The organism is Agromyces sp. P1_H4 (genome assembly GCF_056405255.1).
Genome location: NZ_JBFUCL010000171.1, coordinates 1 through 7,883, shown reverse-complemented (window position 1 = coordinate 7,883; position 7,883 = coordinate 1). Strand labels below are relative to the sequence as shown.

General features: G+C 71.2%; 6 protein-coding genes. 2 read left to right on the top strand and 4 right to left on the bottom strand.

Translation table 11 applies throughout. From position 1 onward, the window contains the following. A partial coding sequence (locus tag AC1DY2_RS11500; protein WP_476762556.1) for a phospho-sugar mutase occupies positions 1 to 1,609 on the bottom strand: 1,609 nt, incomplete at its 3' end. Positions 1,610 to 1,618: 9 nt separating this feature from the next. Beyond that, positions 1,619 to 2,446, bottom strand: a complete 828-nt coding sequence (locus AC1DY2_RS11495; protein ID WP_476762555.1) for a purine-nucleoside phosphorylase — start codon at positions 2,444 to 2,446, stop codon at positions 1,619 to 1,621. 85 nt (positions 2,447 to 2,531) lie between these two features. Between AC1DY2_RS11495 and AC1DY2_RS11490 the strand changes: the two genes are divergently transcribed. After that, the gene (locus tag AC1DY2_RS11490) at positions 2,532 to 3,962 is read left to right on the top strand and encodes an NAD(P)H-quinone dehydrogenase (protein WP_476762554.1); all 1,431 of its coding nucleotides are present in this window, start codon (positions 2,532 to 2,534) and stop codon (positions 3,960 to 3,962) included. 49 nt (positions 3,963 to 4,011) lie between these two features. Then, positions 4,012 to 5,526 carry an APC family permease gene (locus tag AC1DY2_RS11485; RefSeq protein WP_476762553.1) on the top strand — a complete coding sequence of 505 codons (1,515 nt, stop codon included), beginning with the start codon at positions 4,012 to 4,014 and terminating at the stop codon, positions 5,524 to 5,526. 52 nt (positions 5,527 to 5,578) lie between these two features. On the opposite strand, the gene AC1DY2_RS11480 is transcribed toward AC1DY2_RS11485, so the two are convergent. Next, positions 5,579 to 7,363 carry an acetyl/propionyl/methylcrotonyl-CoA carboxylase subunit alpha gene (locus AC1DY2_RS11480; protein ID WP_476762552.1) on the bottom strand — a complete coding sequence of 595 codons (1,785 nt, stop codon included), beginning with the start codon at positions 7,361 to 7,363 and terminating at the stop codon, positions 5,579 to 5,581. Positions 7,364 to 7,492: 129 nt separating this feature from the next. After that, on the bottom strand, positions 7,493 to 7,883 hold a 391-nt coding region (locus AC1DY2_RS11475), incomplete at its 5' end, for a Maf family protein (protein WP_476762551.1).

The following is a 7,883-nucleotide window of genomic DNA, read 5'->3' as shown; positions in this document are numbered from 1 at the left end:
CGATGTAGACCTTCAGCTTGGGCTCGGTGCCGCTCGGCCGCACCATGACGCGGGCGCCGCCCTCGAGCACGATCCGCAGCACGTCGGAGGGCGGGAGCGCGCCGAAGCCGTCGGCGAGGTCCTCGATGCGCTCGACGCGGATGCCGCCGACGGAGGCGGGCGGCTCGGCGCGGAGCCGCGCCATGATGGCGCCGATGCGCGAGAGGTCGGTGACGCGCAGCGAGACCTGCGTCGAGGCGAAGCATCCGAACCGCTCGACGAACTCGTCGAGATGGTCGGCGACCGTGCGGCCGCGCGCCTTCAGCTCGGCGGCCAGCGAGAGGAACGCGACGGCGGCCGAGATGCCGTCCTTGTCGCGCACGGTCTCGGGGTTCACCAGGTAGCCGAGCGCCTCCTCGAAGCCGAACACGAGCCCGGGCGCGCGGGAGATCCACTTGAATCCGGTGAGCGTCGCCTCGAAGTCGAGGTCGTATGCCTGCGCGACGGCCTCGAGGCCCGGTGACGACACGATCGAGCACGCGAGCGCCCCGTTCGGTCCGGAGTCGCCGGAAGGGTCGGCGGCGTGGCGAGCTGCGCGCCATCCGAGGAGCAGCCCGACCTCATTGCCGCTGAGGCGTCGGTAGCCGCCCTCGGCGCCAGGGTCGGGGATGGCGACCGCCAGCCGGTCGGCGTCGGGGTCGTTGGCGATCACGAGCTCCGCGCCGACGGCGCGGGCCTCCTCGAAGCTGAGGTCCATCGCCCCGGGCTCCTCGGGATTCGGGAACGCGACGGTGGGGAACGCGGGATCGGGGGAGATCTGGGCCGCCACGGGCGCCGGAGCGTCGAAGCCGGCTTCCGCGAAGACGCGAGCAGCCGTCGCCCACCCGACGCCGTGCATCGCGGTGTAGACGACCCGGGGCTGCGCGGCGGGCGGGTCGGCGACCAGGGCGGTGCGGCGGATGTACTCCTCGAGGAGGTCTTCGCCGACCGTTTCGAACGCGCCGCGCGGCAGCTGCGGCACGCTCACGGTCGCAGCCACGCGCTCGATGTGCGCGGCGATCTCGGCGTCGGCGGGCGCGACGATCTGCGAGCCGTGGTCGCTGCCGCCGAGGTACACCTTGTAGCCGTTGTCGTTCGGGGGATTGTGCGATGCGGTCACCATCACGCCGGCAGCGGTGCCGAGGTGACGCACGGCGAATGCGAGGACCGGCGTCGGGAGCAGCGTCGGCAGCAGCAGCGCCCGAACCCCTGCGCCGGCCATGATCTCGGCGGAGTCGCGGGCGAAGACGGCGGAGTTCTTGCGTCCGTCGTAGCCGATGACGACCGAGGGCGTCTCGCCGGGCTCTGCGCGCTCGACCAGGTAGGCGGCGAGGCCCGCGGCGGCCTGCGACACGAGCACGCGGTTCATCCGGTTGGGGCCGGCGGCGATCTCGCCGCGGAGCCCGGCGGTGCCGAACGCGAGTCGGGTGTCGAAGCGGTCGGCGAGGTCGGCGACGGCTGCCGCGTCGCCGGTGCGCGCTCCCTCGACGAGGGCGGCCAGCTCGGCGCGGGTCTCGGGATCGGGGTCCTGGGCGATCCAGGACTCGGCGAGGGCGAGCCGTTCGGCGTCGGCGTCGTTCGTCTGCGGCATCCGTGTCTCCTACAGCTCTGCGACGATCTTCGCGAGCAGGTCGGAGATCACGGATTCGGCGGCGCGACCGGCTTCGATGACCTCCTCGTGGCTGAGCGGCGTCGTCTGGATGCCGGCGGCGAGGTTGGTGATGAGCGACATGCCGAGGATCTCCATGCCGGCCTGGCGGGCGGCGATCGCCTCGAGCGCGGTGGACATGCCCACGATGTGGCCGCCGATGGCCTTGGCCATCTGCACCTCGGCGGGCGTCTCGTAGTGCGGCCCGCGGAACTGGCAGTAGACGCCCTCGTCGAGGGAGGGGTCGATGGAGCGCGCGAGGTCGCGCAGGCGACGCGAGTAGAGGTCGGTGAGGTCGATGAACGTCGCGCCCTCGAGGGGGGAGTCGGCCGTGAGGTTGATGTGGTCGCTGATCAGCACGGGCGTGCCCGGGGTCCACGTCTCGCGGATGCCGCCGGCGCCGTTCGTGAGGATCATCGTGGTGGCACCAGTGGCGGCGGCGGTGCGCACGGAGTGCACGACGCGGCGCACGCCGTGCCCCTCGTAGTAGTGGGTGCGCGCGCCGATGACGAGCGCGCGCCTGCCGTTCGGCAGCGCCACCGAGCGCAGCGTGCCCACGTGGCCCTCGAGCGCGGGCTTCGAGAAGCCGGGCACGTCGGCGGCGGGGATGGTGTGGGTCGTCTCGCCGATGAGGTCGGCCGCGCGGCCCCAGCCGCTGCCGAGGGTGAGGGCCACGTCATGGCGTTCGACCCCCGTGAGCTCCGCGATCCTCGCCGCGGCCTCGGCGGCGATKGCGAAGGAGTCGGCTGTGGGGTCGTCGAGCGGGTTGGCACCGTGCATCCCACCACTCTAATGACGGCGCGGATGCCGCCGCTGGCGCGTGCTCGTTTGCTGGCTCGCCGCGCACATACGACAGAATGTGAGCATGGCCTACGAGTTCGAGCGCACGCAACGGATCGCCGTCCTCGGAGGAGGACCCGGCGGATATGAGGCCGCCCTCGCGGGCGCCCGACTGGGAGCGGAGGTGACACTCATCGAACGGGCGGGGGTCGGCGGCTCCGCGGTGCTCACCGACGTCGTGCCCTCGAAGTCGCTCATCGCCACCGCCGAGGCGTCCAACGCCGTGAAGGAGGCGGCCGACCTGGGCGTGCAGTTCTACGCCAAGGGGCAGTCCGACAAGGCGGTGAAGCCCAGCGTGGCCATCAACCTCGCGGCGGTGAACAAGCGCCTCCTGGGGCTCGCGGCCCAGCAGTCCGAGGACATGCGCTCGAACCTCATGGATGCCGGGGTGAACCTCGTGCAGGGCGAGGGCCGGCTCGACGGCTCGAACGCGATCATCGTCGCCACGGCAAAGGGCGGCACCGACTTCGACCGCATCGAGGCCGACACCCTCGTCATCTCGGTGGGCGCCACGCCGCGCATCCTCCCCTCGGCCGTGCCCGACGGCGAGCGCATCCTCACGTGGACCCAGCTCTACGACCTGCCCGAGATCCCCGAGCACCTCATCGTGGTCGGCTCGGGCGTGACGGGCGCCGAGTTCGCCTCCGCGTACCGCGCGCTCGGCTCGAAGGTGACGCTCATCTCGAGCCGCGACCAGGTGCTTCCGGGCGAGGACGCGGACGCGGCATCCGTCATCGAGAAGGTCTTCAAGCGCAACGGCATGAAGGTGCTGAACAAGTCGCGGGCCGAGTCGGTCGTGCGCGACGGCGACGGGGTCGTGGCCACGCTGACCGACGGGCGCGAGGTGCGCGGCAGCCACTGCCTCATGGCGGTCGGCTCGGTGCCGAACACGGCGGGCATCGGCCTCGAGGAGGCCGGGGTGCAGCTCTCCGACAGCGGGCACATCCGGGTGAACCGCGTCGCGCGCACCTCCATCCCCAACATCTACGCCGCCGGCGACTGCACGACCTACATCCCGCTGGCGTCGGTCGCGTCGATGCAGGGCCGCACCGCGGTGTTCCACGCGATGGGCGACATCGTCGACCCGCCCGAGGAGCGCAACATCACCTCGAACATCTTCACGCAGCCCGAGATCGCGACCGTCGGGTGGACGCAGAAGGACATCGAGGAGGGCGTCGTGCCGGGCGTCATCTACAAGCTCCCGCTCGCCTCGAACCCGCGCGCGAAGATGATGGGCATCCGCGACGGATTCGTCAAGCTGTTCGCGTCGAACGGCTCGGGCGCGATCATCGGCGGCGTGATCGTCGCCCCTCGCGCCTCCGACCTGATCTTCCCGCTCACCCTCGCGGTGGAGCATCGGCTCACGGTCGACCAGTTCGCCGAGGCCTTCCCGATCTATCCGTCGCTGACCGGTTCGCTGACGGATGCCGCGAGGGCCATGCACGTCRTACGCTGAGACGCGACGCGGCGCAGCGGGGCGGCGCACAGGGACTCGGGGGAGATCCATGAATCTGCGAGTGAAGTCCGTCGAGGCGTCGATGGCCGACGCCGCTGACCACGAGCGCAGCCTCAGGCGATCGCTCGGCACGTGGGACCTGGCGCTCATGGGCATCGCCGTCGCGGTGGGCGCGGGCATCTTCTCGGTGGGCGCGCAGGCCGCGGCGAACTTCGCCGGGCCGAGCGTGATCGTCTCGTTCATCCTCGCGGCCGTCACGTGCGGCCTCGCGATCATGTGCTACGCCGAGTTCGCCTCGACGGTGCCGGTCGCCGGAAGCGCGTACACGTTCACGTACGCGACGATGGGCGAACTGCTCGCCTGGATCATCGGCTGGGACCTCATCCTCGAGATGTTCACGGGCGCGGCCGTGCTCGCCAAGTACTGGGGCGTCTACCTCGGTGAGGCGCTGCTCGCGTTCGGGCTGCCGTTCCCGGCCACGCTCGAGATCGCGGGCATCGACGTGAGCTGGCCGTCCTTCCTCATCGTCGCGGTCTTCACGGTGCTGCTCGTCGCGGGCACGAAGCTCACGGCCCGCGTGGGGTCGGTGTTCACGATCATCAAGGTCGCGATCGTGCTGTTCGTCATCGTGGTGGGGTTCTTCTTCATCAACGGCGCCAACTACGTGCCGTTCATCCCCGAGGCGGTCCCCACCGAGGGCGGCTCGAGCGACGTCTGGACGCAGTCGCTGTTCGCCTGGGCCACCGGAGCCGAGCCGGCGAAGTACGGCATCTTCGGCATGCTCTCGGCCGCCTCGCTCGTGTTCTTCGCGTTCATCGGGTTCGACGTGGTGGCCACGAGCGCCGAGGAAGTGCGCGAGCCGCAGAAGCGCCTGCCGCGGGGCATCTTCCTCGGGCTCGGCATCGTCACGCTGCTCTACGTGCTCGTCTCGATCGTGATGACCGGCATGGTGTCGTACACCGAGCTGGCGGCAGAGGAGACGCCGTCGCTCGCGACCGCGTTCCGACTGGTCGGACAGGACTGGGCCTCCGCGGTGATCTCGATCGGCGCGCTCGCGGGGCTCACGACGGTCATCATGGTGCTGCTGCTCGGCCTGTCTCGCATCGTGTTCGCCCTCAGCCGTGACGGGCTCCTGCCGCGCTGGCTCTCGAAGACCACGGAGCGAACCAAGACGCCGGCACGGATCCAGATCATCGGCGGCACGATCGTCGCCCTGGTCGCGGCGTTCACCGACGTTGGCCTGCTCGAGGAGATGATCAACATCGGCACGCTCTCGGCGTTCGTGCTGGTGAGCCTCGGCATCATCGTGCTGCGGCGCACGCGTCCCGACCTGCCCCGCGGCTTCCGCGTGCCGTGGTCGCCGGTGCTGCCGATCATCTCAGCCGTGCTCTGCTTCTGGCTGATGCTCAACCTGACGACCCTGACGTGGGTGCGGTTCTTCGTCTGGCTCGTGATCGGCGTCGTCGTCTACCTGCTCTACGGACGCCGCCGCTCCCGCTGGGGCAACGCGGGCGTCAGCGAGGTCGAGCTGCCGACGCCGCAGGGCGCGCCGGCGGCCGACTGAGGCGCGAGCAGGACCTGCCGGACCAGCCGGACGCGCGTCGGGCCGAGCGGACTCAGGCCGCCGGCGCGTCCTTGATGGCGAGCAGCAGGTGGCCGCTCGAGACGGTGGAGCCCGCCTCGGCGTTCACCAGGCCGATGACGCCGTCCTTGTGCGCCATGATGGGCTGCTCCATCTTCATCGCCTCGAGCACGAGCACCAGGTCGCCCTTGACGACCTTGTCGCCTTCGGCGACGGCGACCTTGACCACCGTGGCCTGCATCGGCGCCTTGACGGCGTCGCCCGTCGCCGTGTCGACGGCGTGGGCGGCCGTCCGGCGGCGGGGAGCGGGCCCGGCCGTCGCCGCGCTGCCGGCGGACGTGCCGCTCACGAGCTTCTTCGGGAGGCTGACCTCGATGCGGCGTCCGGCGACCTCGACGACGACGCTGCTGCGGTCGGCCGGCGCCGCGGACTCGGCAAGCTCGCCCGACCACGGCTCGATGCGGTTGTCGTATTCGGTCTCGATCCACCGCGTGTAGACGGAGAACGGCGCGTCGCCGTCGGGCGCGAATGCCGGGTTGCGCACGATGTCGCGGTGGAAGGGCAGCACGGTGGGTAGTCCGGCGACCTCGAACTCGTCGAGGGCGCGGCGGGCGCGCTCCAGGGCGTCGGTGCGGGAGGAGCCGGTGACGATGAGCTTCGCGAGCAGCGAGTCGAAGGCGCCCGAGATCTCGTCGCCGGTGGTGACACCGGAGTCCACTCGCACGCCGGGTCCGCCGGGGAAGCGGAGCACGTGCACTGGCCCGGGGGAGGGCAGGAAGTTGCGGCCCGGGTCCTCGCCGTTGATGCGGAACTCGATCGAGTGGCCGGATGCGACGGGGTCGGGGTAGTCGAGCACGCCGCCCTCCGCGAGGCGGAACTGCTCGCGCACGAGGTCGAGGCCGGTGACCTCCTCGGAGACGGGGTGCTCGACCTGGAGGCGTGTGTTGACCTCGAGGAACGAGACCGTGCCGTCCTGGCCGATGAGGAACTCGCACGTGCCGGCGCCGACGTAGCCGACCTCCTTGAGGATCGCCTTCGACGCCTCGTACAGCAGGCGGTTCTGCTCCTCGGTGAGGAACGGCGCCGGCGCCTCCTCGACGAGCTTCTGGTGTCGGCGCTGCAGCGAGCAGTCGCGGGTGGACACCACGACGACGTTGCCGTGCGCGTCGGCGAGGCACTGGGTCTCGACGTGGCGGGGCTTGTCGAGGTACTTCTCGACGAAGCACTCCCCGCGACCGAAGGCGGCGACCGCCTCGCGGGTGGCCGACTCGAAGAGCTCGGGCACCTCCTCGCGCGTGCGGGCGACCTTGAGGCCGCGGCCGCCGCCGCCGAAGGCGGCCTTGATCGCCACGGGCAGGCCGTGCACGTCGACGAAGTCGAGCACCTCCGAGGCATCCGCCACCGGGTTCAACGTGCCCGGCGCGAGCGGGGCGCCGACCTTCTCGGCGACGTGGCGGGCCGAGACCTTGTCGCCGAGGCGCTCGATGGCCTCCGGCGAGGGACCGATCCAGATGAGGCCGGCGTCGATCACGGCACGGGCGAAGTCGGAGTTCTCGGCGAGGAAGCCGTAGCCCGGGTGCACGGCGTCGGCGCCCGAGCGGCGGGCCACCGAGAGCAGCTTGTCGATGACGAGGTACGTCTCGGCGCTCGTGGTGCCGTCGAGCGCGTAGGCCTCGTCGGCGAGCTTGGCGTGACGGGCATCGCGGTCCTGGTCGGCGTAGACGGCGACGGAGCCGATGCCGGCGTCACGGGCGGCCCGGATGACGCGGACGGCGATCTCGCCACGGTTGGCGATGAGGACCTTCGTGATGCGCGGCATAATGCTCAAGCCTATTGGCCGCCCCCCGAAGGCCTTTGGGTTGCTTCCACAAAAAAGGAACGCAACCCTTGCGGGCGTCGACAATGGTCGCGGGGACGACGCATGCCGCGGGGCCGCTGATTCCGCCGGTCAGGCCCGGTTCCAGAGCGCGGTCCACTCGACGCCGAGCTCGCGCACCAGGTCGCGCAGCGTCGACAGCGAGAGGCCCACGACGGTCGACGGGTCGCCCTCCACCCGTCGGATGAACGGACCGCCCAGGCTGTCGATCGTGAAGGCGCCGGCCACGAGCAGCGGCTCGCCGGTCGCGATGTACGCGTCGATCTCGGCGTCGTCGAGCGCGGCGAACCGCACGGTCGCGACATCCGCCCGTCCCACCGCCGCGTTCGCGCGGCCACCCCGGTGATCGATCAGCCAGTGCCCCGACCACAGGTCGCCGTGGCCGCCGTTCTGCGCGAGCCAGCGCTCGCGGGCCACGTCGGGCCGGTGCGGCTTGCCGTGGATGGCGCCCCCGGTGAGGAAG

Coding starts and splice junctions, on each gene's coding strand:
- AC1DY2_RS11485 (WP_476762553.1), top strand. CDS start 4,012: ATGAATCTGCGAGTGAAGTCCGTCGAGGCGTCGATGGCCGACGCCGCT.
- AC1DY2_RS11480 (WP_476762552.1), bottom strand. CDS start 7,363: ATGCCGCGCATCACGAAGGTCCTCATCGCCAACCGTGGCGAGATCGCC.